The organism is Streptomyces sp. NPDC024017 (assembly GCF_040638895.1).
GTDB lineage: Bacteria > Actinomycetota > Actinomycetes > Streptomycetales > Streptomycetaceae > Streptomyces.
This window is the reverse complement of record NZ_JBEZYZ010000020.1, coordinates 61,233-85,699: the sequence shown is the minus strand read 5'-3', so window position 1 is coordinate 85,699 and position 24,467 is coordinate 61,233. Positions and strand designations below refer to the sequence as shown.

At 71.5% G+C, this 24,467-nt stretch carries 26 protein-coding genes, 1 tRNA gene and 1 pseudogene; 15 read left to right on the top strand and 13 right to left on the bottom strand.

Translation table 11 applies throughout. The features are described from left to right. Window positions 1–102: 102 nt before the first annotated feature. Complete coding sequence (locus tag AB0G20_RS36965) at window positions 103–810, bottom strand: hypothetical protein (protein ID WP_361310579.1); 708 nt, start codon at window positions 808–810, stop codon at window positions 103–105. A 47-nt stretch (window positions 811–857) separates the two neighbouring features. Here AB0G20_RS36965 and AB0G20_RS36960 point away from each other — a divergent pair, with 47 nt between their 5' ends. After that, window positions 858–1,046 (top strand): DUF5703 family protein, encoded by a 189-nt coding sequence (locus AB0G20_RS36960; RefSeq protein ID WP_010045410.1) that lies wholly within the window; start codon window positions 858–860, stop codon window positions 1,044–1,046. 79 nt (window positions 1,047–1,125) lie between these two features. Here the strand turns inward: AB0G20_RS36960 and AB0G20_RS36955 are convergent, their stop codons facing one another. From AB0G20_RS36955 to AB0G20_RS36945, 3 genes are all read right to left on the bottom strand, one after another. Then, window positions 1,126–1,992: a chaplin family protein gene (locus AB0G20_RS36955; protein WP_361310577.1), complete on the bottom strand. Its 867-nt coding sequence runs from the start codon at window positions 1,990–1,992 to the stop codon at window positions 1,126–1,128. Window positions 1,993–2,123: 131 nt separating this feature from the next. Further along, a complete protein-coding gene (chpH, locus tag AB0G20_RS36950; protein ID WP_030608446.1) occupies window positions 2,124–2,357 on the bottom strand; it encodes a chaplin ChpH in 234 nt (77 codons plus the stop codon). 150 nt (window positions 2,358–2,507) lie between these two features. Continuing rightward, window positions 2,508–3,833: a M20/M25/M40 family metallo-hydrolase gene (locus tag AB0G20_RS36945; protein WP_361310574.1), complete on the bottom strand. Its 1,326-nt coding sequence runs from the start codon at window positions 3,831–3,833 to the stop codon at window positions 2,508–2,510. 196 nt (window positions 3,834–4,029) lie between these two features. On the opposite strand from AB0G20_RS36945, the gene AB0G20_RS36940 reads away from it, so the two are divergent. Together AB0G20_RS36940 and AB0G20_RS36935 are read left to right on the top strand one after the other, a co-directional pair. Next, window positions 4,030–4,114 (top strand) — tRNA-Leu (locus AB0G20_RS36940). Window positions 4,115–4,177: 63 nt separating this feature from the next. Then, complete coding sequence (locus tag AB0G20_RS36935) at window positions 4,178–4,552, top strand: YchJ family metal-binding protein (RefSeq protein ID WP_361310571.1); 375 nt, start codon at window positions 4,178–4,180, stop codon at window positions 4,550–4,552. Window positions 4,553–4,555: 3 nt separating this feature from the next. Here AB0G20_RS36935 and AB0G20_RS36930 read toward each other — a convergent pair whose 3' ends face one another. Beyond that, window positions 4,556–5,257 (bottom strand): FadR/GntR family transcriptional regulator, encoded by a 702-nt coding sequence (locus tag AB0G20_RS36930; RefSeq protein ID WP_361310568.1) that lies wholly within the window; start codon window positions 5,255–5,257, stop codon window positions 4,556–4,558. A 138-nt stretch (window positions 5,258–5,395) separates the two neighbouring features. On the opposite strand from AB0G20_RS36930, the gene AB0G20_RS36925 reads away from it, so the two are divergent. Genes AB0G20_RS36925 through AB0G20_RS36910 form a run of 4 tightly spaced genes read left to right on the top strand, consistent with a single transcriptional unit; the run spans window position 5,396 to window position 9,197 of the window. Beyond that, window positions 5,396–5,914 carry a gluconokinase gene (locus AB0G20_RS36925; RefSeq protein WP_361310566.1) on the top strand — a complete coding sequence of 173 codons (519 nt, stop codon included), beginning with the start codon at window positions 5,396–5,398 and terminating at the stop codon, window positions 5,912–5,914. A 55-nt stretch (window positions 5,915–5,969) separates the two neighbouring features. Continuing rightward, entirely contained in the window at window positions 5,970–7,367 is a 1,398-nt protein-coding gene (locus tag AB0G20_RS36920; protein WP_361310564.1) for a gluconate:H+ symporter, read from the top strand. A 13-nt stretch (window positions 7,368–7,380) separates the two neighbouring features. Beyond that, a complete protein-coding gene (locus AB0G20_RS36915; protein WP_361310561.1) occupies window positions 7,381–8,145 on the top strand; it encodes an SDR family oxidoreductase in 765 nt (254 codons plus the stop codon). Window positions 8,146–8,165: 20 nt separating this feature from the next. Further along, complete coding sequence (locus AB0G20_RS36910) at window positions 8,166–9,197, top strand: L-idonate 5-dehydrogenase (RefSeq protein WP_361310559.1); 1,032 nt, start codon at window positions 8,166–8,168, stop codon at window positions 9,195–9,197. A 68-nt stretch (window positions 9,198–9,265) separates the two neighbouring features. Here AB0G20_RS36910 and AB0G20_RS36905 read toward each other — a convergent pair whose 3' ends face one another. The 4 genes from AB0G20_RS36905 to AB0G20_RS36890 all read right to left on the bottom strand — a co-directional run bounded on the left by AB0G20_RS36905 (window position 9,266) and on the right by AB0G20_RS36890 (window position 13,229). Continuing rightward, complete coding sequence (locus AB0G20_RS36905; RefSeq protein ID WP_361310557.1) at window positions 9,266–9,889, bottom strand: cytochrome b/b6 domain-containing protein; 624 nt, start codon at window positions 9,887–9,889, stop codon at window positions 9,266–9,268. After that, entirely contained in the window at window positions 9,873–10,598 is a 726-nt protein-coding gene (locus AB0G20_RS36900; RefSeq protein ID WP_361310587.1) for a molybdopterin-dependent oxidoreductase, read from the bottom strand. The genes AB0G20_RS36905 and AB0G20_RS36900 overlap by 17 nt, the downstream gene beginning before the upstream one ends. 111 nt (window positions 10,599–10,709) lie before the next feature. Beyond that, window positions 10,710–12,245 (bottom strand): APC family permease, encoded by a 1,536-nt coding sequence (locus AB0G20_RS36895; protein ID WP_361310554.1) that lies wholly within the window; start codon window positions 12,243–12,245, stop codon window positions 10,710–10,712. A gap of 33 nt (window positions 12,246–12,278) precedes the next feature. After that, window positions 12,279–13,229 (bottom strand): hypothetical protein, encoded by a 951-nt coding sequence (locus AB0G20_RS36890; protein WP_361310551.1) that lies wholly within the window; start codon window positions 13,227–13,229, stop codon window positions 12,279–12,281. 365 nt (window positions 13,230–13,594) lie between these two features. On the opposite strand from AB0G20_RS36890, the gene AB0G20_RS36885 reads away from it, so the two are divergent. The 4 genes from AB0G20_RS36885 (at window position 13,595) to AB0G20_RS36870 (ending at window position 16,031) form a co-directional block, all read left to right on the top strand. Next, complete coding sequence (locus tag AB0G20_RS36885) at window positions 13,595–14,500, top strand: DMT family transporter (protein ID WP_361310548.1); 906 nt, start codon at window positions 13,595–13,597, stop codon at window positions 14,498–14,500. Between the two features lie 45 nt (window positions 14,501–14,545). Beyond that, the gene (locus AB0G20_RS36880; RefSeq protein WP_361310546.1) at window positions 14,546–15,061 is read left to right on the top strand and encodes an NUDIX domain-containing protein; all 516 of its coding nucleotides are present in this window, start codon (window positions 14,546–14,548) and stop codon (window positions 15,059–15,061) included. A gap of 10 nt (window positions 15,062–15,071) precedes the next feature. Further along, window positions 15,072–15,464: a DUF202 domain-containing protein gene (locus tag AB0G20_RS36875; protein ID WP_361310543.1), complete on the top strand. Its 393-nt coding sequence runs from the start codon at window positions 15,072–15,074 to the stop codon at window positions 15,462–15,464. Between the two features lie 231 nt (window positions 15,465–15,695). Further along, entirely contained in the window at window positions 15,696–16,031 is a 336-nt protein-coding gene (locus AB0G20_RS36870) for a DUF202 domain-containing protein (protein ID WP_361310540.1), read from the top strand. A gap of 21 nt (window positions 16,032–16,052) precedes the next feature. Here the strand turns inward: AB0G20_RS36870 and AB0G20_RS36865 are convergent, their stop codons facing one another. Then, window positions 16,053–16,997 (bottom strand): NADP-dependent oxidoreductase, encoded by a 945-nt coding sequence (locus tag AB0G20_RS36865; protein ID WP_361310537.1) that lies wholly within the window; start codon window positions 16,995–16,997, stop codon window positions 16,053–16,055. Window positions 16,998–17,196: 199 nt separating this feature from the next. Here AB0G20_RS36865 and AB0G20_RS36860 point away from each other — a divergent pair, with 199 nt between their 5' ends. From AB0G20_RS36860 to AB0G20_RS36850, 3 genes and pseudogenes are all read left to right on the top strand, one after another. Next, entirely contained in the window at window positions 17,197–18,231 is a 1,035-nt protein-coding gene (locus tag AB0G20_RS36860) for a phosphotransferase family protein (protein ID WP_361310534.1), read from the top strand. A gap of 5 nt (window positions 18,232–18,236) precedes the next feature. Then, window positions 18,237–19,451, top strand: a complete 1,215-nt coding sequence (locus AB0G20_RS36855) for an acyl-CoA dehydrogenase (RefSeq protein ID WP_361310531.1) — start codon at window positions 18,237–18,239, stop codon at window positions 19,449–19,451. A gap of 133 nt (window positions 19,452–19,584) precedes the next feature. Further along, a pseudogene (locus tag AB0G20_RS36850) lies at window positions 19,585–20,022 on the top strand (cobalamin-binding protein); the annotation flags it as partial. On the opposite strand, the gene AB0G20_RS36845 reads toward AB0G20_RS36850, so the two are convergent. The 3 genes from AB0G20_RS36845 to AB0G20_RS36835 are packed head-to-tail and all read right to left on the bottom strand — an operon-like array spanning window position 19,961 to window position 23,017. Continuing rightward, complete coding sequence (locus AB0G20_RS36845) at window positions 19,961–20,554, bottom strand: TetR/AcrR family transcriptional regulator (protein WP_361310529.1); 594 nt, start codon at window positions 20,552–20,554, stop codon at window positions 19,961–19,963. The pseudogene AB0G20_RS36850 and the gene AB0G20_RS36845 overlap by 62 nt on opposite strands. 28 nt (window positions 20,555–20,582) lie before the next feature. Next, entirely contained in the window at window positions 20,583–22,247 is a 1,665-nt protein-coding gene (locus tag AB0G20_RS36840) for an AMP-binding protein (RefSeq protein WP_361310527.1), read from the bottom strand. After that, the gene (locus AB0G20_RS36835; RefSeq protein ID WP_361310525.1) at window positions 22,244–23,017 is read right to left on the bottom strand and encodes an SDR family oxidoreductase; all 774 of its coding nucleotides are present in this window, start codon (window positions 23,015–23,017) and stop codon (window positions 22,244–22,246) included. Before AB0G20_RS36835 ends, AB0G20_RS36840 begins: the two co-directional genes overlap by 4 nt. A 195-nt stretch (window positions 23,018–23,212) precedes the next feature. On the opposite strand from AB0G20_RS36835, the gene AB0G20_RS36830 reads away from it, so the two are divergent. Next, the gene (locus AB0G20_RS36830; protein WP_361310523.1) at window positions 23,213–24,448 is read left to right on the top strand and encodes a DUF1343 domain-containing protein; all 1,236 of its coding nucleotides are present in this window, start codon (window positions 23,213–23,215) and stop codon (window positions 24,446–24,448) included. Window positions 24,449–24,467 lie beyond the last annotated feature (19 nt).

The window sequence follows — 24,467 nt, the reverse complement described above, 5'->3', positions numbered from 1 at the left end:
CCGCTGCACGTGCGCACCTGGACGTGCGACAGCTGCGGAACGACCCACGACCGGGAGGCCCGGGCCTGTGACCACCACCCCCGTGGCCGCCCGCGTGTGCGCTCAGCGGCGGTCCGCGTCCAGCGGCTCCAGGTCCTCGTCCTCGTCCAGGTCGCTGTCGAGCTCGTCCTCGAGATCGTCCCCGTCGTCCTCGTCGTCGACGTCGTCGATCTCGTCGTCGAAGACGGCGCTGACGTCGAAGCGGCAGACCACCTGCTGCGGATCGACCTGCTCGAAGGGCGCCTCCAGCCACTCTCCGGGCTCGGCCGGTTCGTCCGCCGCCGTCACCCAGAGCGTGGAGTCACCCTCCTCCAGCCCGAACTCCTTGTGCCGGGAGGCGATCTCGTCGGGCTCGAACTCGCCGAACAGCAGCCCGAGCGCGCCGTGCACCGTCCCGGAGGCAGGGGCGCCTTCATCGCCTTCTGCCGCCTCGATCCGCTGTGCGTGCGACAGCAGGCGCTGCGGTTCGGCGACGGCGTAGTCGCGGCGGATCAGTACGCTCAGCGCGTTCGGTTCCTCGGGGCCCGTGTACGGGGGCAGCGCGTCCTCCGCACCAGGGATCTCGAAGGGCGTGACCTCGTCGTAGCGGTCGTAGAGCAGTTCGTCGTACACCTCTGCGGCCGCGGCCAGCTGGTTGAACGCCTCGAACACGGCCGGGTCGTCCTCCCCCGACCTGCGTTCGACCGCGGCCAGGTGGCGGTCGAGCGCGGTCTTGACCGCCTCGGCGGCGGCGCGTACCTCGGCAGCGGTGGGCTGCGCAGCATCAGACATAGTGCAGACGCTATCCGTACCAGGCCCCAGCCCGCACAATAGATGCGATGCCGGAATACGAATTTGTCGACGTGTACGTACCGCGTGGGGTTTCCCGCAAGGAGACGGCACGTCTGCTGACGGACCACGCGGAGTACGGACACTGGGAGTTGCACCGTCTGAGCCTGCTGCGCGACGGCAGCCGCAAGGTGCGGTTGCGTCGGCGGATCATCCGCCAGGTGCGGGCTACGTGGTGAGCTGAGACGGCGCACTGGGAGAAGGCACACACGGGAGCGGGCCCCGCATCGGCGGGGCCCGCTCCGTTTGCGGGGGGTGTCAGGCCGAGGCGCGCGCCTTGCGGTAGAGGATCGCGCCCGCGAGCAGCGCGCCCGCGCCGGCCGGGAGGACGAGGCCGAGCGGCAGGTCGCTGCCGGTGCTGGCGAGCTGTGACTCGCCCTTCGGCTGGGTGACGAACTGGCCGCCCGGCTGGTTGCCGTGCGAGGAGCCGCCCGGGTTCTCGTCGCCGGTGGAGGGCGGGGTGCCCGGGGTGCCGGGGTGACCGGGCTCACCGGGGTTGCCGGGGTGGCCCGGGTTGCCGGGGTCACCAGGGTTGCCGGGGTGGCCCGGGTTGCCGGGGTGGCCAGGTTCGCCCGGGTTTCCAGGGTTCCCCGGATCACCGGGGTTGCCCGGATTGCCGGGGCCGCCCGGCTGGCCCGGGTTCTCGTGGCCGCCGCCCGGCGGGGTGCCGTGGTGGCCGCCGCCGTTCGCGCAGTCGTTGCCCGTGCTGGGGTTGGCGATGCCGATGACATCGACGCTGTTGCCGCAGACGTTCACCGGCACATGGACCGGCGCCTGGACGTGGTTGCCCGAGCCGACGCCGGGCGAGTCGGTGGCGTGCCCGCCCGCTTGCGAGCCGCCGCGGCCGCCGTGTTCGCCGTATCCCCCCGACGACGATCCACCGCCCTTGTTGGCGCACGAGTTGCCCACCGACGGGTTGAGCACCCCGACGACGTTGACCGTGTTCCCGCACACGTTGACCGGCGCGTACACCGGCGCCTGCACCGAGTTTCCGGACAGTACGCCGGGCGAGCCGGACGCCGAGCCCTGGGCGCCCGAGTCGGCGTGAGCGGAGCCGCCCGCGGCGGCGATCACGCCGGTCGCGGCCGCCACGGTCATCAGACCCTTGCGGGTGACCTGTCGCATTTACTGAATACCTGCCTTCGACCCTGTCTCGAATTCTTCTCGAATTCCTCGAAAGAAGCGTTCGGTCCCGGAGCGCATGGCTCGCGCTCCGGGACCGATGGCTTTGAACTCCCCTCAGTGAGGGGGAAGCATCACTTGTTGATGCAGGTGTTGCCGAAGGCGGGGTTCAGCAGCCCGATCACGGAGACCGTGTTGCCGCAGACGTTCACCGGGACGTGAACGGGCACCTGAACAACGTTGCCGGACAGGACGCCCGGGGAGTGCACGGCGGCACCCTGAGCACCCGAGTCGGCGACGGCCAGGCCCGCGCCCGCGAGAACCAGCCCACCGGTGGCAGCCGCAGCAGCGACGACCTTCTTGATCATTATTCCTCCTAGTTGGCAAAGCGACCCATCTTGCGATCGCATTACCTGTAACGAGGAGGGAGTAATGAGGCTACGAGCTTATGGTCGCATTCACTCTTCCCAGTCGATTCCGTACGCGCGACCGAATACCACCGTTTCGCAGGGCCGGTTTCAGGACGCGTCGATGAAGCGGTCGAGCACGCGCACGCCGAACTGCAGGCCCTCCACCGGCACCCGCTCGTCGACGCCGTGGAACATGCCGGCGAAGTCCAGCTCCGGCGGCAGCTTCAGCGGCACGAAGCCGAAGCCGCGGATGCCCAGGTCGTCGAAGGACTTGGCGTCCGTCCCGCCGGAGAGCATGTAGGGGATCGCCTTGGCGGTCGGGTCCTCGGCCAGCAGCGCGGACTGCATCGCCCCCACGAGCGCCCCGTCGAAGGTGGTCTCGACGGCCTTGTCGGCGTGGACGTCCTCCCGCCGCACCTTCGGGCCGAGGATCCGGTCGAGGTCGGCGAGGAACTCCTCCTCGTGTCCGGGCAGGAACCGTCCGTCGACGTGGGCGGTCGCCTCACCCGGGATGACGTTGACCTTGTAACCGGCACCGAGCTGCGTCGGGTTGGCCGTGTTGCTCAGGGTCGCGCCGATGAGCTTGGCGATGCCGCCGAGCTTCGCGAGGGTCGACTCCATGTCCTCCGGGTCGAGTTCGGTGCCGAACGCGTCACCGAGCTCGTCGAGGAAGGCACGGGTGGTCTTGGTGACCCGCACCGGGAACTTGTGCCGCCCGAGGCGCGCGACGGCCTCCGACAGCTCGGTGATCGCGTTGTCCCGGTGGATCATCGACCCGTGCCCGGCCGTGCCGGCCACGGTGAGCTTCATCCAGTGCATGCCCTTCTCGGCCGTCTGGATCAGATAGAGCCGCCGCTGCTCGCTCACGGTGAACGAGAATCCGCCCACCTCGCTGATCGCCTCGGTGACGCCCTCGAACAGGTCGGGGTGGTTGCGCACGAGGTGCTTGGCGCCGTACGTGCCGCCGGCCTCCTCGTCCGCGAGGAACGCGAGGACGATGTCGCGCGGGGGCTTGCGCCCGCTGCGCAGCCGGTCGCGGACGACCGCGAGGGTCATCGCGTCCATGTCCTTCATGTCGACGGCCCCGCGGCCCCACACGCAGCCGTCGGCGACCTCACCGGAGAAGGGGTGGTGGGTCCAGTCGTCCGCGTTGGCCGGTACGACGTCGGTGTGGCCGTGGATGAGGAGCGCGGGCCGGGAGGGGTCCTCGCCCTCGATCCGGGCCACCGTGGAGGCGCGGCCCGGGTGGGACTCGAAGATCTGCGGTTCGAGCCCGACCTCGGCGAGCTTCTCGGCGACGTACTCGGCCGCCTTCCGCTCGCCCGGACCCGAGTGGTCGCCGTAGTTGCTGGTGTCGATCTGGATCAGCTCGCGGCAGAGGTCCACGACCTCGTCCTCGCCGGTGACGCTCCTGGCCGTGTCCGTCTCGCTCACGTGCTTCCTCCCGGTGTCACTGCTGGTGGGTCCCCCTCATCCTCCCTCTCCCCGGCCCGCACCCCAAGAGCGCTCCCGGCCCGTCACACGCCGTTCACGCCTCATCGGGGTGCGGACGGGGGGTGATCGGCCACCCCGGAAAGCCTGGTAATGTTTACGTCGTCGCCGCGGGGAGAACCCGCGCGACAGACACCTTGTCCGGGTGGCGGAATGGCAGACGCGCTAGCTTGAGGTGCTAGTGCCCTTTATCGGGCGTGGGGGTTCAAGTCCCCCCTCGGACACATGAAGCTGAGGGCCGTGACCGCGAGGTCACGGCCCTCAGTCGTTGCCGCGGAAAGGTGACCATGACCAGGCGTTCCTGCCCCTGCGGGCTCCCCGAGGCCTACGAGGCGTGTTGTGGCCGGTTCCACTCCGGATCCGCCGCCGCGCCGACCGCCGAGGCGTTGATGCGGTCGCGGTACTGCGCCTTCGTGAAGGGGGACGCCGGGTACCTGCTGCGGACCTGGCATCCGCGCACGCGGCCCGGGACGCTGGAGCTGGATCCGGGGATGAAGTGGACCGGGCTGGAGATCTTGGGGACGAGCGGTGGGACCGCGTTCCACTCTGCCGGGACCGTGGAGTTCCGGGCGTCGTACCGGGGCGGGTCTCTGCACGAGCGGAGCCGGTTCGAGCGGGTCGACGGGGCCTGGGTGTACGTGGACGGGGAGTTTCCCGCGTAGCCGCTACGGCGCCAGGATGTCGAGTTCCTGGAGAGCGCCGACCGTGATCTCGCGGGTCAGTTCCTCCGCACGGGTGGCGTCGCCCGCGCGGACCGCCTCGGCGACCTGGACGTGCAGCGTGACGGCTGCCGGGTCGGGGTCCTCGAACATCACGTCGTGCTGGGTGCGGCCGGTCAGGACCTCGGCGACGACGTCGCCGAGGCGGGCGAACATCTCGTTGCCGGAAGCGGCCAGGATGACGCGGTGGAAGGCGACGTCGTGGAGGAGGTACCCCTCCAGCTTGTGACCGCGTGAGTGGGCGACCATCCCGAGGGCGCACTCGGTGAGTTCGGCGCACTGCTCGGACGTGGCGTGCCGGGCGGCGAGACCGGCCGCCACCGGTTCGATCGCCGAGCGCAGCACCGTGAGGGAACGCAGCTGCCGGGGGCGGTCGGCGCCGGCCAGGCGCCAGCGGATGACCTGCGGGTCGTAGACGTTCCACTCGGACTTCGGGCGGACCGTCACGCCGACGCGGCGGCGGGACTCGACCAGGTACATGGACTCCAGGACGCGGACCGCCTCGCGCATCACGGAGCGCGACACATCGAAACGCTGGGCGAGCTCGTCGGTGCGCAGAACGCTGCCCGGCGGGTACTCCCCCGCCGTGATCTCGGGGCCGAGGGTGTCCAGTACATGGCCGTGCAGCCCCCGGCCCGGTGTGCTCATGCACTCAGCGTACGGGGTAGATCACGGAGACAAAAAGTCAGACTTATTGATGACAGCCTCTTGAATTCGTCGTACCTAATGGGTTTCAGTTGCGTCGACATCACGTGTCGACCTCGGACAGCAGACAGTGAGGCAGCGATGAACACCCCCCATGTCGTCGTGGTCATGGGCGTTGCGGGCACCGGCAAGACCACCATCGGTCCCCTGCTCGCGACCCGGCTCGGCGTTCCGTACGCCGAGGGCGACGACTTCCACCCGCAGGCCAACATCGCCAAGATGTCGGCCGGTACTCCGCTCACCGACGAGGACCGCCTGCCCTGGCTCGACGCCATCGGCGCGTGGGCGCACGGGCGAGCCGGGCTCGGCGGGGTGGTCAGCTGCTCGGCGCTGAAGCGGTCGTACCGCGACCGGCTGCGGGCCGCCGCGCCCGGCGTGGTCTTCGTGCACCTCACGGGTGACCGCGCGCTGATCGAGGACCGGATGTCGCACCGGCAGGGGCACTTCATGCCCACGGCGCTGCTCGACTCCCAGTTCGCCACGCTCCAGCCCCTCGCGGCGGACGAGGCGGGGGTCGGGGTCGACGTCGCGGGCAGCCCGGAGGAGATCACCGAGCGGGCGGCGCACGCCCTGCAGGACCTCCCCGAGCCCGTCCAGTAGCCCCTGGCGGTTTCCTCTTCCCCCTCCCCTCCTCCCCAACGCAAGGGAACCCACCGTGACCAGACTCAGCGTCGAGATGCTGGCAGCGGACGCACCCGAGCCGATCACCTCGGCCGGCCACGCTCAGCTGGGCATCGCCGTCCTGGCGGGCATCGCCGTCATCGTCCTGCTCATCACGAAGTTCAAGCTGCACGCCTTCCTGGCACTGACCATCGGGTCGCTGACGCTCGGCGCGATCGCCGGGGCGCCGTTGGACAAGGTGCTCACCAGCTTCAGCGCCGGCCTCGGCACCACGGTCGCCGGCGTCGGTGTGCTGATCGCCCTCGGGGCGATCCTCGGCAAGATGCTCGCCGACTCCGGCGGCGCCGACCAGATCGTCGACACCATCCTGGAGAAGGCCGGCGGGCGGTCGATGCCGTGGGCGATGGTGCTGATCGCCTCCGTGATCGGGCTGCCGCTGTTCTTCGAGGTCGGCATCGTGCTGCTGATCCCGGTCGTGCTGATGGTCGCCAAGCGCGGCAACTACTCGCTGATGCGCATCGGCATCCCGGCGCTCGCGGGGCTGTCCGTGATGCACGGCCTGGTGCCGCCGCACCCCGGTCCGCTCGTCGCGATCGACGCGGTCGGCGCCGACCTCGGCATCACCCTGGCGCTCGGTGTCCTCGTCGCCATCCCCACCGTGATCATCGCCGGTCCGGTGTTCTCGAAGTACGCGGCCCGCTGGGTCGACGTCCCCGCCCCCGAGAAGATGATCCCGCAGCGCGCCTCCGAGGAGCTCGACAAGCGCCCCGGCTTCGGCGCCACGCTGTTCACGGTCCTGCTGCCGGTGATCCTCATGCTGGCCAAGGCGCTCGTCGACATCGTCATCGACGACCCCGAGAACCTCGTCCAGCGCGTCTTCGACGTGATCGGTGCCCCGATGATCGCGCTGCTCGCCTCGGTGCTGGTCGGCATCTTCACGCTGCTGCGGCCCGCCGGGTTCTCCAAGGAGCGGATATCGCCGCTCGTCGAGAAGAGCCTCATGCCCATCGCGGGCATCCTGCTGATCGTCGGCGCGGGTGGCGGCTTCAAGCAGACGCTGATCGACACCGGCGTGGGTCAGATGGTCCTGGACATCTCCGAGGACTGGGCGATCCCGGCGCTGCTGCTGGCCTGGCTGATCGCGGTGGTGATCCGCCTCGCGACCGGTTCGGCGACGGTGGCCACGGTCTCGGCGGCCGGGCTGGTCGCCCCGCTCGCGGCGGACATGTCGAGCACGCACACCGCCCTCCTCGTCCTGGCCATCGGCGCCGGCTCGCTGTTCTTCAGCCACGTCAACGACGCCGGGTTCTGGATGGTGAAGGAGTACTTCGGGCTGAGCGTCGGCCAGAACATCAAGACCTGGTCCGTCATGGAGACGATCATCTCGGTGGTCGCCGGCGGCATCGTCCTGCTGTTGTCCCTCGTGATCTAGGAGTGCTGCGGCGATGACGGCTCATCCCCTCTTCGACATCGGCGGCCGTACGGCCCTGGTCACCGGCTCCAGCCGGGGCATCGGACTCGCCCTCGCGCGCGGTCTGGCCGAGGCCGGCTGCACGGTCGTGCTGAACGGACGCGACAAGGACCGGCTCGCCGAGGCCGCCGCCGGACTGCCGGGCGACCGGGTGCACACGGCCGCGTTCGACGTGACCGACGGACCTTCGGTGGCCTCGGGGGTCGCCGAGGTCGAGGAGCGGGTGGGCCCGCTCGACATCCTCGTCAACAACGCGGGCATGCAACTGCGCGCCCCGCTGCTGGAGTTCACCGACTCCGACTGGCACCGGATCCTGGACACCAACCTGACCAGTGCCTTCCTGGTCGGGTGTGAGGCGGCGCGCCGGATGACGGAGCGCGGCCACGGGAAGATCATCAACATCTGCTCGCTGCAGAGCGAGGTGGTACGACCCGGGATCGCGCCGTACGCCGCCACGAAGGGCGCGCTGAAGATGCTCACCAAGGGCATGTGCGCCGACTGGGGTCCGAGCGGTGTGCAGGTGAACGGCCTCGGCCCGGGCTACATCGAGACCGAGCTGACCAAGCCGCTCGTCGACGACGAGGAGTTCAGCGCCTGGGTGCGGCGGCGTACCCCGGCCGGGCGCTGGGGCCGTACGCAGGACCTGGTGGGCGGGGTGCTGTTCCTCGCCTCCCCCGCGGCGGACTTCGTCAGCGGGCAGGTGCTGTATGTCGACGGCGGTATGACGAGCGTGCTGTGACCTGCCGGGAGGCGGCTGTGATGCTGGGGTGTGTGATCCACGGTCAGGGCGACCTGCGGGTGGCGGAGCTGCCGGTGCCGGAGCCCGGGCCGGGGCAGGCGCTCGTCGCCGTTCGGTACGGCGGGGTGTGCGGGTCCGATCTGCACTACTGGCGGCACGGCGGGGTCGGTGACTTCCGGCTGCGGGAGCCGATGGTGCTCGGGCACGAGGTGGTGGGGACCGTCGTCGAGTACGGTGCCGGCGCCTCGGGACCGGCACCGGGCAGCACCGTCGCCGTGCATCCGGCCACTCCGTGCGGGGTGTGCCCGGAGTGCGCGGCGGGACGGCGGAACGTCTGCCGGGACACCCGGTATCTCGGGAGTGCGGCGCGGTTTCCGCATGTGCAGGGGGGTTTCGCGACTCAGGTGGTCGTGCCGTGTGAGCAGGTGCGGGCGCTGCCGGAGGGGCTGGAGCTGCGGCGGGCCGCGCTGGCCGAACCCTTGTCGGTCGCTCTGCACGCGGTGCGGCGGGCCGGGGAGGTGGCGGGGCGGCATGTGCTGGTGACGGGCGCGGGGCCCATCGGGTGTCTGGTGGTCGCGGCGGCGAAGGCGGCCGGGGCCGCGCACGTCACGGTCACGGATCTGCTGCCCGAGGCGCTGGAGTACGGGCGGATCGCCGGGGCCGGGACGGTCGTACGGGCCGATGATCCGGATGACCGTGGGTGGCCCGACGAGGTCGATGTGGCCATCGAGGCGTCCGGGGTGGCCGCGGGGCTCGACGCGTGTCTGCGGCGGGTGCGGCGGGGTGGGGTCGTCGTGCAGCTGGGGATGTTGCCGGCGGGGCACAGTCCGTTCGCGGGGAACCTGGTGGTGAGCCGGGAGATCGAGCTGCGGGGGGCGTTCCGCTTCGACACGGAGTTCGACGAGGCGCTGGAGCTGCTGGCGGTGGAGTCGGCGTTCGACGGGCTGGTCAGTGCGGTGGTTCCCGTGGGGGATGCCGAGTCGGCCTTTGCCCTGGCCGCCGATCGGAGTCGGTCGTGCAAAGTGCTGTTGGATTTCGCCCGGACTCCATAGGGCTTCTCATCGTGGGGCGGCTGCGGGTGCGTTGTGGTTGTTCGCGCAGTCCCGCGTCCCTGAGACACCTACTCGCGCCACAGAGAGTGCTCTCGGGATGCCCACTCCCTGCTCACCGATCCCGTGCGCATGCCTCTCCTGGACTCCGGGTCCGCCAGGGCCATGCCGATGTGGCCGGCCAGGACGATGCCGATGGTGAGGGCCAGCCAGTCGTGGACGAAGGTGGCGCTGGTGCGCCAGAGCAGCGGGGTGAGGTGGGTGAACCACATCATCAGGCCCGTGGCGAGCATGACCAGCGTGGCGCCGGCGATCCAGGCCGCGTAGAGCTTCTGGCCGGCGTTGAACTTGGCCGCAGGGCGGGACGCGTGGCGTTTGTCGCGGTGCAGGGCGGCGCGCAGCCAGGTGCGGTCGTGCGGGCCGAAGCGGTTGAGGCGGCCGAGGTCGGCGCGGAAGGCCCGGGAGGCGAGGCCGGCCAGGGCGGGGACGGGCAGGGCGAGGCCCGACCACTGGTGCAGGGTGACGACCAGGGCGCGGCGGCCGACGAGTTCGGCGAGCTGGGGGATGTAGAGGCAGGCCGCCGTGAGGACACAGAGGCCCATCAGCGCGGCCGTGGTGCGGTGGATCCAGCGCTGCAGGGGGGTGAAGCGGCGCACTTCGGCCGTGGCCGGCGGCGTGTCAGCTCGTAGGGGCATCGTCGCGTCCGTTCGAGCGGCCCACCCAGGCGTCGACGTCGTAGCCGCGCTCCTCCCAGTAGCCCGGCCGGACCTCGTCGGTGACGGTGATGCCGGAGAGCCACTTGGCGGACTTGTAGAAGTACATGGGCGCCACGTAGAGGCGGACCGGGCCGCCGTGGGAGTGGCCGAGGTCCTTGTCCTGCATGCGCAGGGCGACCAGGACGTCCGCGCGGCGGGCCTGATCGAGGGTGAGGCTCTCGGTGTACGTGCCGTCGAAGCAGGTGAAGCGGATGGCCTTGGCCGTGGGGCGGACCCGGGCGGCGTCCAGGAGCCGGGACAGGCGTACGCCCTCGAAGGGGGTGTCGGGGACACGCCAGCCCGTGACGCACTGGACGTCGCGGACCATGCGGGTCTGGGGCAGGGCCTTGAGGTCGTCGAGGGTGTAGGTCGCGGGGCGGTCGACCAGGCCGTCCACGGTGAGGCGGTAGCTGCGGGCGTTCTTGCGCGGGACGGACGAGGCGACCGAGTAGTAGCGGAAGCCGCCGCCGTTGGGGAGCAGGCCGGTCAGGCCGGTGGGGTCCTTGTCGGCCGCGCCGCCGAGGAAGCTCTCCAGGCCGCGTTGCAGCGGGGGCGCGGCGACCACGCCGACGGCGCCCAGGGCGAGGGTGCCGAGGAAGACGCGGCGGCCGATCGGGGTGCCCCGCTCTTCGGGGTGTTCGTCGTCCACACCCTTGGATACGTCCTCGTTCACGTACTCATTCGAACACCCGCGGCCCCGGCAGGACAGGGATCGCGGGTGCTCGTCAGATTTCCGTAACCACTTCTTACGCGGGCCGCCTCAGGAGGAGGCCGCCTTGTCCAGCTGGAACGCCTCGTTGCCGAGGCCGATCCGGGCGTGCTTCTCGGGGGCGCGGGCGCGCAGTACCAGGCCGAGGACCACGCCGCCGAGCGCGGCGAGGCCGATGATGCCGGGCAGCACCCAGCTCAGCGAGGAGTCGGGGCCGGCGCCGACCAGCACCTCGAAGTCCTTCACCGTGTAGCCGGCGATCACCAGCAGGGCGATGCCCGCCAGCGCGGACGTGACGAGCCGCCAGGCCTGGGCGCCCGCGGCGCCGCGGCGGACGAAGAAGACGACGACGGACAGGGACGCCGCCGCCATCAGCACGATCACGCCGAGGGCGCCGATGTTGCCGAACCAGGTGAACAACTGCAGGACGGGCGCGGTCGGATCGCCGGCCGGCTTGTCGTCGGCGATCGCGAAGGCGATCACGACCACCACGGCCACGACGGTCTGGAGCAGCGAGCCGGTGCCCGGGGCGCCGCTGCTGCCGCTGGTGCGGCCGAAGGCGGCGGGCAGCAGACCCTCGCGGCCCATGGCGAAGGCGTAGCGGGCGACGACGTTGTGGAAGCTGAGCAGCGCGGCGAACATGCCGGTGACGAACAGGACGTGCAGGACGTCCGTGAAGGTGCCGCCGAGGCGGGACTCGGTGAGGAAGAACAGCAGTCCGGCGCTCTGCTTCTGGGCCGTGCCGACGATGGCGGAGGGGCCGGTGGCCACGGTGAGGGCCCAGCTGCTCAGCGCGAAGAAGACGGCGACCCCGCCGACGGCGAGGAACATCACGCGCGGCACCAGGACGTGCGGGCGGCTGGTCTCCTCGGCGTACACCGGGGCCTGCTCGAAGCCGAGGAACGCGGCCACGCAGAAGCACAGCGCGGTACCGACACCGGCGCCGGTGAGGGTGTCGGGGTTGAAGGCGTGCAGCGACAGGCCCTCCTTTCCGGGGTCGGCGAGGGCGGCCACGTCGAAGACGACGACCAGGAGCACCTCGATGACCAGCAGCACACCGAGCACGCGGGCGTTGACGTCGATCTTGAGCCAGCCCAGCAGCCCGACGGCGAGCGCGGCCACGAGCGCCGGTATCCACCAGGCGATCTCCACGTCGGCGTAGGTGGCGAGGAGCCCGGAGACCTCGAAGCCGAAGATGCCGTAGATGCCGACCTGGAGCGCGTTGTAGGCGACGAGGGCCACCAGGGCGGCGCCCGCGCCGGCGGTGCCTCCGAGGCCCCGGGAGATGTAGGCGTAGAAGGCGCCCGCGTTGTGGACGTGGCGGCTCATCTCGGCGTATCCGATGCTGAACAGGATCAGGACGATGCCGAGGACGACGAAGAGCAGCGGCTGGCCGACGATGCCCATCACCGCGAATGTGGTGGGCATGACACCCGCGACGACCATGAGCGGGGCGGTCGCGGCGAGGACGGAGAGCAGCAGCCCCCCGGTGCCGAGCCGGTCGGCGCGCAGGGCGCGCTCCTGCCCCTTGAACGTACTGATGCCGCCGGAGGCGGGTGGGCTCGTCCTCGAACTGTCCGTGGTCATCGGGGGAGCGTCCTCACTGTTCGGGTCGGGGGATCAGGCCGTGCCGAGCGCGGCGGCACGGGCGGCGGCGAAAGCGGTGTGCGGATCACGGTCCGGGTACGACCAGGGCGCCGGGGTGGCGTGGCGGCCGATCCGGTGGAACAGGGCGGCGGCCTCGGCGCCGCGACCCTCGCAGAACTTGGCGTGGGCTAGGAAGTTCAGATCGATCAGCCGCCGCGGGTGCCCCTCCAGCTCCCACTCCAGCCACCAGTCGAAGGCGGCCTTCATGACCTGCCGGGCGCGGCGGCCCGTCCAGTGGCCGGAGGCGGCCGGATCGGCGGGTTCGTACCCGGCGGCGGCCAGGACGCGGTAGCGCTCGGCGTGCGCGATGACCGGCAGGATCGCGAGCGGGGAGTCGGCGGGTGCCTGTTCGGCGGCCCAGCCGGCGAAGTCGTAGACCTCGTGCAGCGGGTCCGGGCCGGCCTCGGTGCGGCGGCCGGCGAGCCGGGCGACCATCAGGTGGTGGGCGTGGTGGTGGTCGGCGTAGCGGCCGCGGACCGCCTCGAAGCTGCGGACCACGTCCCGGTCGCCGCCGACCGCGCACTCCAGCATGAGCAGGCCGAGCCAGGGGGTGGGGTCGGCCGGGACACGGGCGACGGCGGCCTCGCAGGCCTCGCGGGCGTGGACCGGCTTGGCCTTGCCGTGCAGGGCGCGCCGGACCTGGGCGAGGGCGAGCAGCACGGAGGCGTCGGCGGACTCGGGTTCGGCGAGCAGCCACTCCCTGGCCCACGCGGCGCAGTAGGACTCCCGGGCGAGGACGGTGATGCGGTGGCCGCGCCGGTCCCAGTCGTCCCCGGTGTGCACCAGCAGGGAACGGGCGTTCTGCCAGCGGCCCTGCGCCAGTGCGGCGCGCGCGGCCACGAGTTCGGCGTCGTCGAGGGCCTCGTCGAAGGCCTGCGCCGCACGTCTGCGGCCGCGGCCGAGGGGAGGCGGGGGTGGGGACACCGCGGAACTTCCTCACGCGCTCTTCTTGTGTTTCGGCTCACGGCGGCGAAGGGAGCACGGATGTGCGCATTGCCATGAACTGATCACACACAGCCAACCCCCAGCCAATGGTTGGCGTCAAGGGTCGTCCGGGCGTTACACGCGTCAACTGCCTTCACTTGTGAGGGTTTTGTGATTTAGGGGGCAGGAGAGACGGGTGTGACCGGCATCCGATTTTTCCGTTTCGCCCTTTGTGACGTACGTCATAGCGTGGGTCGCCGCCGCCCCCGACGATGGCATGACGTACGGGCGCGCCGGGCGGAGCCGGCCGGTACAGTCGGCCCCTACGCAACCGTGACCCGACCTGACGATCGAGGTAACACCGCGTGTCGGTTCTAGTTCTGGCGCTCGCCCTGGGTGCCGCCTGCTGTCTGGGCTTCGGCTTCGTCCTCCAGCAGAACGCGGCTCAGCGGGCCCCACTGAGCGACTTTCTCTCCTTCCGCCTGCTGATCGACCTGGTGAAGGTGCCGCGCTGGCTCGGCGGCATCGCGCTGATGGTGGCCGGCATGGGGCTGGGCGCCGCCGCGCTCGGCCAGGGCGAGCTGTCGCTGGTGGAGCCGCTGCTGGCGACGAACCTGCTCTTCGCGCTCGCACTCTCCCGCAAGCAGACCAGGCAGCCGCTGGGCCGCCAGGGCTGGGCGGGCCTCCTGCTGCTGGCGGGCGGGGTGACGGCGTTCATCGTGGCAGGTCAGCCGGAGGGCGGCGCCGCGACGGCCGATCCAGTGCGGCAGTGGCTGATCATCGGGGTCATGATCGGCCTCGCCCTGCTGCTCACGACGCACGGCAAACGGTCCCGGCTGAGCTCCGGCCCGGTGCTGCTGGCACTGGCCGCCGGGCTGCTCTACGGCGTGCAGGACGCGCTGACCAGGGTCAGCGGACAGAAGGTCGCCGAGGGCGGCTTCGCCGAGCTGCTCACCGGCTGGGAGCCGTACGCGGTGCTCGCGCTGGGCGTGACGGGGCTGGTCCTCGTGCAGAGCGCGTTCGAGACCGCGTCCCTGCGCAAGTCGCTGCCCGCCCTGACCGCGGCGCAGCCGCTGGCCGGGATCGTCTGCGGCGTCGGCTTCCTGGGCGACCGGCTGCGCACCGACGCGGTGGCTCTGAGCTGGGAGGCCGGTGGTCTGCTGGCCGTGGTCGTCGGGATCGTGCTGCTGGGTCTGCACCCGGCGATGCCGCAGGGTGCGCCGGAGCGGGCACGGGTGGCCGCTCCCGCGGTGAGCCCGGCCTCGTCCTGACGGGCCCTGCCCTGCCCGGGGCGCCTGCCCTGCTTGGATGAGGGCATGAGCGCTGCTGACGAGATCCTCGACATCGTCGACGAGAACGACCAGGTCATCGGACAGTCCCCCCGCGGCGAGGCCTACGCCCGGGGGCTGCGCCACCGCTGTGTGTTCATCCAGGCCCGGGACGCCGAGGGCCGCGTCTTCGTGCACCGGCGCACCCCGACCAAGCTGGTCTTCCCCTCCCTCCACGACATGTTCGTCGGCGGAGTGGTCGGAGCGGGCGAGTCCTACGACACGGCGGCCCTGCGCGAGGCCGAGGAGGAACTCGGCGTGAGCGGCCTGCCGCAGCCGCAGCACCTCTTCACGTTCCTCTACGACGACGGCGCGGGCCGGACCTGGTGGTCGGCGGTATACGAGGTCCGCTGCGAGCTCCCCGTGCGGCCGCAGGCCGAGGAGGTGGCCTGGTACGACTTCCTGCCCGAGGCCGAGGTCGAGCGGCGTCTGGGCGACTGGGAGTGGGTGCCGGACGGGCTGGCCGCCTACGAGCGGCTCAAGGCGTTCCGGGCGGCCGGGTAGGGTCGCGCACGTGATCGAGTTCGTACGGAACGTCCGGTTGTGGTTCGTGCCCGCGGAGGTCCGGGAGGACGGCGAGACGCCCGACTACCGGTTCTCGCTGGCGAACGAGCGCACCTTCCTGGCCTGGCTGCGCACCGCGCTCGCGCTGATCGGCGGCGGCTTCGCCGTGGACCAGTTCCTGCCGGACCTGCGCTGGGCCTGGCGGGCCGGGCTGGCACTCGCGCTGCTGGCCGCGGGCGTGCTGTGCTCCCTGCGGGCCGTCAACCACTGGGTGCGCTGCGAGCGGGCCATGCGTCGCGGCGAGGACCTGCCGGTGTCCCGGTTCCCGGCGCTGCTGAGCCTGGTCGTCGCGGTCGTGGCCGTCGCCATGGTCCTGGTGGTACTCGTGGGGTGGGAGGGGTGACCGCGCAGGCCGCCCGGTGTCGAGAAGAGCGGTCCCGGCTCGCCTGGCGGCGCACGACGCTGTCGGGCACCGTCGCCGCCGTGCTCACGGGGCGCGATCAGTGACCGCACCGGCCGCCCCGCGGCGCGACCCCGACCGCGCCCCCGGACCGCAACCCGAGCGCACCCGGCTCGCCTGGCCGCGAACGACACACTCCGGCACCGTCGCCGCCGTACCCGCCGGGAGGAAACAGTGACCCCACCTGCCGGCCGTCGGCACGACCCCGACCGCGACCCCGGACTGCAACCCGAGCGCACCCGGCTCGCCTGGCGGCGGACGACGCTGTCGGGCACCGTCGTCGCCGTGCTCGCGGTGAAGACCGGGCTGCACGGCGGGGCGTCGGCGGCGGGGGTCGTGGCGTGTGCCCTGTGCTGTGTGCTCTGGCTGGGCTTCCTGAGTGTCGCCCACCGGCGTATCCGCACCCTCGCGGCCGCCGGGGCCCCTGCGTCGTTCGCGCCCCGGCACGCGGCGGCCGCGGTGCTGTGCACGGTGGCGATGGCGGTGTGCGGGGCCGCCCTCGTGCTCTAGGGCACCAGGACACCCCGTTCCTCACTCGCCGTCGCTCTCCCAGTCCACCGTCACGACGATCTTGCCGCGGGTGCGGCCCTGCTGGTTCAGCCGGTGCGCGTCCGCCGCCCGCTCCAGGGGGAACGTCTCGTCGACGTGCACGCTCACCACGCCCTGCTCCGCCAGGTCGGCCACTCGCTCGAGATCCTGCGGGTCGGGGCGGACGAAGTAGTAGCGGCCGCCGTAGGTCACGACGTCGTTGTCGGCGATCGACACCAGGCGGCCCTCGGGGGCCAGCAGGTTCGCCGACACCTTCAGCGCGTCCCCGCCGACCGTGTCGAACACCGCGTCCACGCCCTCCGGGGCCAGTCCGCGCACCCGTTCGCCCAGGCCCTCGCCGTACGCCACCGGCTCCCCGCCGAGCCCCCGCACGAAATCGTGGTTGGACTCGCTCGCCGTACCGATCACCCGGGCGCCGAGGTGGGTGCCGAGCTGCACCGCGATCGAACCGACGCCGCCGGCCGCGGCGTGCACCAGGACGGTCTCGCCCCGCTTCACCTGGAGGACCTTGGCCAGCACCTGATAGGCGGTGAGCCCGACCAGCGGCAGCCCGGCCGCCTCCTCGAAGGAGAGGTTGCGCGGTTTGCGGGCGAGGGCGCGCAGGGGCGCGGCCACGTACTCGGCGAAGGTGCCGCGGGAGAGGAAGTCCTCGCGCACGTACCCGATGACCTCGTCCCCGACGTCGAACTCCGAGACGGCCACGCCGGGCCGTACGACGACGCCCGAGACGTCCCAGCCGGGCACCACCGGGAAGACGGGGGCGAGGGTCCCGTCGAGGTATCCCTCGCGGGCCTTCCAGTCGACGGGGTTCACGGACGCCGCCCGCACCTTCACCAGCACCGCGTCCGGGCCGACCTTCGGGTCGCGGACCTCCCCGAACGCCAGCACCTCGGGTCCGCCGTACCGTGAGTAGCTGATGGCCTTCATGGCTTTGACCTTCCGGGCTCGGCGCGGGGCACGCAAGCCGGATGGCCTGAACGAAGCGGCCGGAACCTCCCCGTTCGCCCCGCGGGAGGAGTCGTCGGCCTATCGTGGCTCCGATCACGTTTCGGCCCCGCTCTGGACGACATACCGACCGGTCGGCATCATGAGTCGGGAACTGTTCACCTGCCCGTAGGAGCGACGCATGAGCCCCGACCACCCGCCCGGACTCGATCTCGACCGGTTGCGCGGCCTGCTCGACCGCGAGCGGCCCGGCCTGGTGAACGGCCCGCTGTCCGGCCGGCTGATCGAGGGCGGACGGTCGAACCTCACCTACGCGCTCTCCGACGGCACCTCCCGGTGGGTCGTGCGCCGGCCCCCGCTCGGCCACGTCCTGGCCACCGCGCACGACATGAAGCGCGAGCACCGGGTGATCAGCGCGCTGCACCCGACCGCCGTGCCGGTTCCGGAGCCGGTGCTGCTGTGCGAGGACGAGGAGGTGCTCGGGTCGCCGTTCTACGTCATGGAGTTCGTCGACGGCACCCCCTACCGCACGGCCGACCAGCTCGGCCCGCTCGGTCCGGAGCGGACCCGGGGCGCGGTGCTGAACCTCGTCGACACGCTGGTGGAGCTGCACGCGGTCGACCCGGGCGAGGTGGGACTGGCCGACTTCGGCCGGCCCGAGGGCTTCCTGGACCGGCAGTTGCGGCGCTGGGGCAAGCAGCTGGACGCCTCCCGCAACCGCGACCTGGACGGCATCGACGAGCTGCACGCCGCCCTCGGGCGCGAGCTGCCCCCGTCCCCGGCCCCGGCCGTCGTACACGGCGACTACCGGCTCGACAACGTCCTCATCGGCGAGGACGACCGGATCAAGGCCATCCTCGACTGGGAGATGTCGACGCTGGGCGACCCGCTCACCGACCTCGGCCTACTGGTGATGTACAGCATGCCGCTGAGCATGCCCGACTCCCCCGTCTCCACGACCGCCGAGGCCCCCGGGCATCCGGCTCCGTCGGAACTCATCGAGCGGTACGCCGCGCGCTCCGGGCGCGACGTCTCCGCGGTCTCCTGGTACACGGCGTTCGCCTGGTTCAAGCTCGCCGTGATCCTCGAGGGCATCCACTACCGCTACACGCTGGGCCAGACGGTCGGACGCGGCTTCGACCGCATCGGCGACCTCGTTCCCGTCTTCGTCCGGCACGGACTGACCACGCTCCACGAAGGCCTCCAGGAGGGCTGATCCACATGGACTTCGCTTTCGACGCGCGCACCGAAGAGCTGCGCGGCAAGCTCCTCGCCTTCATGGACGAGTACGTCTACCCGGCCGAGGCCGTCGCACACGAGCAGCGCGAGCGGCTCGCCTCGCCGTGGGAGACCGTGCCCGTGGTGGAGGAGCTGAAGGCCGAGGCCCGCAGGCAGGGCCTGTGGAACCTCTTCCTGCCGGACTCCGAGTACGGGGCCGGGCTCACGAACCTCCAGTACGCGCCGCTCGCCGAGATCATGGGCCGCTCCCCGCAGCTGGCGCCGACCGTGACGAACTGCGCGGCGCCCGACACCGGGAACATGGAGGTGCTCACCCAGTTCGGCGACGAGCAGCAGCGCAAGCAGTGGCTGGAGCCGCTGCTGGCCGGTGAGATCCGCTCGGCGTTCGCGATGACCGAGCCGGAGGTGGCCTCCTCGGACGCCACGAACATCACCACGCACATCGAGCGGGACGGCGACGAGTACGTCATCACCGGCCGCAAGTGGTACATCTCCGGGGCGATGCACCCCGACTGCAAGATCTTCATCGTGATGGGCAAGACCGACCCGGACGGGGAGGACATCCGCCGTCAGCAGTCGATGGTGCTGGTGCCGCGTGACACCCCGGGCGTCACGATCAAGCGGGCCATGCAGGTGTTCGGGTACGAGGACCACTACCACGGCGGTCACGCCGAGATGATCTTCGACCACGCGCGCGTGCCGGTGTCGAACCTGGTCGGTGAGGAGGGCGGCGGTTTCGCCATCGCGCAGGCGCGGCTCGGTCCCGGGCGGATCCACCACTGCATGCGGCTGATCGGCATGGCGGAGCGGGCGATCGAGCTGATGTGCCGGCGGGCCGTGTCGCGGACCGCGTTCGGCAAGGCGCTGGCGCAGCAGGGCGTGGTGCACAACTGGATCGCGGACGCGCGGGTGACGGTGGAGCAGTTGCGGCTGCTCGTGCTGAAGACCGCGTGGCTGATGGACACGGTGGGCAACCGCGGTGCGCACACCGAGATCCAGTCCATCAAGATCGCCACGCCTCGGGCGGTGGTGGACATTCTCGACCGGGCGATTCAGCTGCACGGCGCCGGCGGGGTGAGTCAGGACTTCCCGCTGGCGGAGCTGTACGCGGGGGCGCGGACGCTGATGATCGCGGACGGGCCGGACGAGGTGCACCAGCGGTCGCTGGCGCGGCGGGAGCTGAAGCGGTACGTGTGACGCGGTGCGGGCGGTGGGGGTTCCGGCCCCCGCCGACCGTGCCTCCCGGCAGGCGGGACGCGCCCGCCCCCGGGTTGTGGACGGGATGTGAAACTTCGCACGGTCTCGTGTCCGGCCGTCTGGGCAGCCGACGATCGACGATCTGCCGCATCTGGGCGACCAGGAGTACACGCTGGTCGCCAAGTCCTCCACCCGGCTGGTGCGCGACGCCTTCCAGCGTCTCGAGCAGCGCTTCCCCGCGATGCGGGACTACGGCGACGAGCAGCGGGAGCGCACCGCCGAGGACATCGCCCACATCGTCGATTTCCTGACGGCCGCCCTGTACGTGGACGCCGACGAGATCTTCACCGGCTTCCTCGTCTGGACCGCCGAGGTGCTCACCGCCCGCCACGTCCCGGCCCGCTCGCTGCTGCCGTGCCTGGATCTGCTGGAGGAGCAGCTGCACGACTTCCCGCGCGCCTGCCGGCTCCTCGGTGCCGGGCGCACCGCGCTCGCCTCCTGCCCTGCTGTTACGGGCGCAGCGCGCGCAGCAGCAGGTCCGCCAGGTGGTCCGCGACCTGCTGGGGCGTGAGGGGACCGTCGGGGCGGTACCACGTCGACAGGTGGTGCACCGAGCCGAAGTGGTAGTCGACCACCAGGTCCGCCGGGGTCGCCTTGGAGAAGACGCCCGACTCCTGGCCCTCCTCCACGAGCGCGCGGAAGCGTTCGTGGTAGCGGCGGCGTTCGGCGCGGACCTGCTTGTCCTTCTCGGGACTGAGGTGGTGCATCGACCGCCAGAAGATCATGGCGTCGTCGAGGTTCTCGATGGTCGTCACCACGACGTCCGCCGCGGCGTGCCGCAGCCGCTTCTCGACCGGCTCGTCGGCACCGGCCACGGCGTCCAGCCGCTCCTGCTGGATGCGCAGCACGCGCGCGTACACCTCGTGCAGCAGGTCGTCCTTGGAACCGAAGTAGTGGTACAGCGCGCCCTTGGTGACGCCGGCCGCCTCGACGATCTCCTGCACCGAGGTGCGGTCGTAGCCCTGCTCGGCGAAGAGCCGGGTGGCGGCGGCCAGGAGCCGCTGGGGCACGGGCGTGCCGTCCGAGTCCGTGGTCCTGGGCACTGCCGCCACCTGCCTTTCCGTTCTGCTGTCAGTTGCCTTGCGTACGGGAACGAAGTTCCCGACGGAGGATCTTCCCACTGGCCGTCTTCGGCAAGTCCGGAAGGATCTCCACCTGGCGCGGATATTTGTAGGCGGCCAGTCTCTCCTTGCAGTAGGCGGCGAGTGCATCCGGGTCCGTGTCGGCGTCCGGACGCAGGCTGATGTACGCCTTGACGGTCTCCCCGCGATACCCGTCGGGCACTCCGACGACGGCGGCCTCGCGCACGGCCGGGTGCGTGTAGAGGACGTCCTCGACCTCGCGCGGCCACACCTTGAAGCCGGACGCGTTGATCATGTCCTTCTTGCGGTCGACGACGTACAGCCAGCCCTGCTCGTCCATGAAGCCGATGTCGCCGGTGCGCAGTTCGGCGCCGGGGAACGTGGCGGCGGTGGCGTCGGGGCGGCGCCAGTAGCCGGGCACGACCTGCGGGCCGCTGACGACGATCTCGCCCTGCTCGCCGAAGGGGACTTCCTCGCCGGCGTCGTCGACGATCCGCACGACCGTGTCGGGGCCGGGCAGTCCCACGGCGAGGGTCCCGGACACCGGGTCGACCGGCGCCTGGAGACCGGGCGGCACGGAGGCGCAGGGCGCGGTGCACTCGGTCAGCCCGTAGCCGTTGCGGATGTACGGGCCGAACCCGGCCCGGAACTTCTCGACCAGCGCGGGCGGCAGCGGGGCGCCGCCGGAGGAGATCACCCGGAAGGAGGAGAAGTGGTCACGGGTGACGGAGGGGTGAGCCGCCAGCGCCATGAAGGCCGTGGACGGCCCGACGGTGTAGTGCGGTCGGTGTTCGGCGAAGGCGTCCAGCACCACGCCCGACTCGAAGCGGTAGGCCAGCACGAGCGTGCCCCCGCTGTTCAGGCAGGCTCCGAACTGGCAGACCATGCCGGTGATGTGGAACAGCGGCGCCAGCGCGAAGTACACGGGCTGCTCGGGCAGACCGAGCCCGGTCCGCTGCCGCTCGGCGTTGTACATGATGTTGCCGTGCGTGTTGGTGGCGCCCTTGGGCGTGCCGCTGGTGCCCGAGGTGTAGCTGATCAGCGCGATGTCGCCGGGGCCGGGGTCCCGGTCCTCGGGCGGCTTGTGCCCGGCCCGCGCCACGGCGGTCAGGTCGTCGGCGTCCGGGGCCTGCGGCAGTCGCTCGAAGGTCAGCACACGCGCGTCGCCACGGCTCTGGAAGTCCAGCTCGCACCCCGTGAGCACGATCCGCACGGGCGAGTCGGCGGCCGTCTCGCGCAGATACGACTCCCAGGCCCGGTCCGAGCAGATCAGCGCGGCCACCTCGCCGTCCCGCAGGACGTGGGCCACCTCGCCCGACTTGTACATCGGGTTGACGGGCACGACGACCGCGCCCGCCTTCCACGCGCCCAGCACGGCGAGCACGAAGTGCGGGGAGTTCTGCAGCAGCACCGCGACCCGGTCGCCGCGCCGAAGACCGCGCGCCGCGAGGTGCCCGGCGACGGAGTCGCTGAGCTCGTCGACCTCCCGGTAGGTCAGGCGGCCGTCGAAGTAGGCCAGGAAGTCGCTGTCGGGCGTCTCGGCCACGGCCCCGCGCAGGGCGTGCACGAGGGATCCGGCGGGGCTGATCGCGCCCTTCTGGGCCTCGTTGAGCAGGCCGAGCCAGGGCTTGGCCGCGTAACGGGACTCGGTCACCGGGCCTCCTCCCACTGCTGCTGGATGCGGTTCATGCCGGACAGCCACCGGTCGGGGTCACCGGCCCTGGCCTGGCAGTACGCGGCGACCTCGGGGTGCGGCAGGATCAGGAACCTGTCCTCCTCGATGCCCTGCACCAGGGCGTCCGCCACGGCCTCCGGCTCGATCGCGGTCGGCTGGAGCACCAGGTCGCCCGCGCTGCCGGTGGCGGCCAGCATGTCGGTGCGCACGCCCTGCGGGCAGATGGCGTGGACCTTCACGCCGCGGTGCCGGTACGTCAGCGACAGCCACTCGGCGAAGGCGAGCGCGCCGTGCTTGGTGACGGCGTAGGGCGCGGCCCCGATCATGGTGAGCAGCCCGGCGGCGGACACGGTGGAGACGAACCGGCCGCTGCCGCGTTCCAGCCAGCCGGGCAGCAGCGCGTGGGCGGCCCGGACGTGCGCCATCACGTTCACGTCCCAGGAGGCGGCCCAGGCCATCTCGTCCAGCGGCCCGTCGGCGGCCCCGCCCTCGAAGGCGACCCCGGCGTTGGCGCAGTAGACGTCGACGGTCCCGCCGAGGGCGTCCCGGGCGTCGCCGACGATCGCCGAGGCGTCCCCGGGCACGGCGATCCCCCCGACCTCGTCCGCGACCTGCTTGGCCCGCTCGGCGTCCAGGTCGTTGACGACGATCCGGGCCCCCTCCGCGGCGAAGCGCCGGGCAAGCGCGGCTCCGATCCCCCCACCGGCCCCCGTGACAACGACTCCAGCCCCTTGAAAGGCTCCCACCATCGGTCTCCTCAGTCGCGGCTCAGCAATGGCGCCAGACTAACCGGTCGGTATGTTGCAGGGAAGGGGTGTCGGCAGCGCCCTGAAAGGGGCGCCGGGAACGGCGCGACCAGCCACCTCCGGCCCGCGGCCTCCCCACAGCCCGCGGTAGCGCATACCGTGCCCATGCCGACCGTCCCCGCTCAAGGAGGTCACCGCATGCGCCCTTCCAGACGAGCCTTACTCACCACCGCCACGGCGGCAGCCGTATCGGCCACATCCACCGCGGCCGCCGCCCAACGCCACAGGCAACTGAGCACCGGCTTCGAACGACTCGCCCGCGACGGCTACGCCCTGCTCGACGGCCAGAAGGTCGGCATCGTCACCAACCCCACCGGCATCACCCGCGACGTCCGCCACATCGTCGACGTCATGCACGCCGACGACCGCGTCGACCTCACCGCCGTCTTCGGCCCGGAGCACGGCTTCCGCGGCACCGCCCAGGCCGGCGGCTCCGAGGGCCGCTACGACGACCCGGCGACCGGCCTGCCCGTCTACGACACGTACCTCAAGAGCGGCCGGCCGCTCGCCGACATCTTCACCGCGTCCGGCGTCGACACCGTCGTCTTCGACATCCAGGACGTCGGCGCCCGCTTCTACACGTACATCTGGACGCTGTACGACTGCATGGAGGCCGCCCGGCTCGCCGACAAGCGGTTCGTGGTCCTGGACCGGCCGAACCCGGTGACGGGGCGGGCCGCGCTGGGACCGGTGCTGCACAAGGAGTTCGCCACGTTCATCGGGCGGCAGCCCATCGCCCAGGCCCACGGCATGACCGTCGCCGAGCTGGCGCGGCTGTTCAACGGGGAGTTCCTGACCGAGCCAGTACCACTGGAGACCGTCACGATGTCGGGCTGGAGGCGCTCGGAGTTCTACGACGCCTCCGGGCTGCCCTGGGTGCCGCCGAGCCCGAACATGCCGACGCCGGAGACGGCGCTGGTGTATTCGGGGACGTGTCTGTTCGAGGGCACGAACCTGTCGGAGGGGCGCGGCACGACCCGGCCGTTCGAGCTGCTCGGCGCGGAGGGCGTGGACCGGCGCTGGGCGGCCGCGGCGAACGAACTCGCCCTGCCCGGGGTGCGGTTCAGGGAGGCGTACTTCGCGCCCACCTTCTCGAAGTTCCAGGGAAAGACGATCGGCGGTGTGCAGGTGCACGTACACGACCGGGCGGCCCTCGATCCCGTACGGACGGGGATCGCCCTGCTCGTCACCGCCAAGCAGGTCTGGAGCGGTTTCGCCTGGCGCCCGGACAACTGGATCGACAAGCTCACCGGCTCCACACGCGTACGGACGATGATCGACGCGGGTGCGGACACCGACGAGGTGGTGGCCGGGTGGCAGGAGGACCTGGCGGCGTTCCGCAGGACGCGGCGGGCGTACCTCCTCTACCGCTGAGCCCGAATACGCCCGTGAC

Excerpts from the sequence above, each read along its gene's own strand:
- AB0G20_RS36930 (WP_361310568.1), bottom strand. The coding sequence starts at position 5,257 with ATGAGCACACCGGGCCGGGGGCTGCACGGCCATGTACTGGACACCCTC.
- chpH (WP_030608446.1), bottom strand. The coding sequence starts at position 2,357 with ATGATCAAGAAGGTCGTCGCTGCTGCGGCTGCCACCGGTGGGCTGGTT.
- AB0G20_RS36865 (WP_361310537.1), bottom strand. The coding sequence starts at position 16,997 with ATGAAGGCCATCAGCTACTCACGGTACGGCGGACCCGAGGTGCTGGCG.
- AB0G20_RS36915 (WP_361310561.1), top strand. The coding sequence starts at position 7,381 with ATGACGGCTCATCCCCTCTTCGACATCGGCGGCCGTACGGCCCTGGTC.
- AB0G20_RS36905 (WP_361310557.1), bottom strand. The coding sequence starts at position 9,889 with ATGCCCCTACGAGCTGACACGCCGCCGGCCACGGCCGAAGTGCGCCGC.
- AB0G20_RS36855 (WP_361310531.1), top strand. The coding sequence starts at position 18,237 with ATGGACTTCGCTTTCGACGCGCGCACCGAAGAGCTGCGCGGCAAGCTC.
- AB0G20_RS36910 (WP_361310559.1), top strand. The coding sequence starts at position 8,166 with ATGCTGGGGTGTGTGATCCACGGTCAGGGCGACCTGCGGGTGGCGGAG.
- AB0G20_RS36895 (WP_361310554.1), bottom strand. The coding sequence starts at position 12,245 with ATGACCACGGACAGTTCGAGGACGAGCCCACCCGCCTCCGGCGGCATC.
- AB0G20_RS36960 (WP_010045410.1), top strand. The coding sequence starts at position 858 with ATGCCGGAATACGAATTTGTCGACGTGTACGTACCGCGTGGGGTTTCC.
- AB0G20_RS36965 (WP_361310579.1), bottom strand. The coding sequence starts at position 810 with ATGTCTGATGCTGCGCAGCCCACCGCTGCCGAGGTACGCGCCGCCGCC.
- AB0G20_RS36830 (WP_361310523.1), top strand. The coding sequence starts at position 23,213 with ATGCGCCCTTCCAGACGAGCCTTACTCACCACCGCCACGGCGGCAGCC.
- AB0G20_RS36925 (WP_361310566.1), top strand. The coding sequence starts at position 5,396 with ATGAACACCCCCCATGTCGTCGTGGTCATGGGCGTTGCGGGCACCGGC.
- AB0G20_RS36860 (WP_361310534.1), top strand. The coding sequence starts at position 17,197 with ATGAGCCCCGACCACCCGCCCGGACTCGATCTCGACCGGTTGCGCGGC.
- AB0G20_RS36880 (WP_361310546.1), top strand. The coding sequence starts at position 14,546 with ATGAGCGCTGCTGACGAGATCCTCGACATCGTCGACGAGAACGACCAG.
- AB0G20_RS36835 (WP_361310525.1), bottom strand. The coding sequence starts at position 23,017 with ATGGTGGGAGCCTTTCAAGGGGCTGGAGTCGTTGTCACGGGGGCCGGT.
- AB0G20_RS36935 (WP_361310571.1), top strand. The coding sequence starts at position 4,178 with ATGACCAGGCGTTCCTGCCCCTGCGGGCTCCCCGAGGCCTACGAGGCG.
- AB0G20_RS36955 (WP_361310577.1), bottom strand. The coding sequence starts at position 1,992 with ATGCGACAGGTCACCCGCAAGGGTCTGATGACCGTGGCGGCCGCGACC.